Annotated in this window: 2 tRNA genes and 1 rRNA gene; all 3 read left to right on the top strand. The window is 49.7% G+C overall.

Going from position 1 to position 577, the window contains the following annotated elements:
- A 5S ribosomal RNA gene (rrf, locus tag DXD92_RS18315) occupies nt 1-104 on the top strand; the annotation flags it as partial.
- Nucleotides 105-110: 6 nt separating this feature from the next.
- A tRNA-Ala gene (locus tag DXD92_RS18310) sits at nt 111-183 on the top strand.
- A 37-nt stretch (nt 184-220) separates the two neighbouring features.
- A tRNA-Ile gene (locus DXD92_RS18305) sits at nt 221-294 on the top strand.
- Nucleotides 295-577: the final 283 nt, after the last annotated feature.

The raw sequence follows: 577 nt of genomic DNA, 5'->3' as shown, positions 1-577 counted from the left end.
GCTTAGGGGACACACCCGTTCCCATCCCGAACACGATGGTTAAGACCTAAGCGGCCGATGGTACTGCACTGGAGACGGTGTGGGAGAGCAGGTGGCTGCCAGCTTCAAACGGGGACGTAGCTCAGTTGGGAGAGCACCTGCCTTGCAAGCAGGGGGTCGAGAGTTCGAATCTCTTCGTCTCCATCCGGAAAGAAAACTTCCGGGCGTCGGAAACGACTGAGGGCTTATAGCTCAGCCGGTTAGAGCGCACGCCTGATAAGCGTGAGGTCGGTGGTTCGAGTCCACTTAAGCCCACTGGATTTGAGTGAATCAAGTCCAAAAGATGTACCTTGAAAACCGCATATACAATCTATATTGAAAACGTTAAAACGTTAGAGATAGGAAAAGACATCCGAGGCATCATGTGTGAGAGCATGTGATGTTATCAAACCAGAGAGATAATCGAAAGATTATTCAATCAATTGCTTTTAAAGCAGAGAACACAAAAGCCTGTCATCAACGCTATGATGGCAGCGGACCAAGAATACAGGTCAAGCATTAAGAGCGCAGGGTGGATGCCTTGGCACTGAGAGCCGAT

Origin of the sequence: Blautia sp. TM10-2 (genome assembly GCF_003480845.1) — a bacterium.
In the GTDB taxonomy this organism is placed as follows: domain Bacteria; phylum Bacillota; class Clostridia; order Lachnospirales; family Lachnospiraceae; genus Fusicatenibacter; species Fusicatenibacter saccharivorans.
Note: the sequence above shows the minus strand (reverse complement) of the source record. Positions and strands in the feature narration are given on the sequence as shown.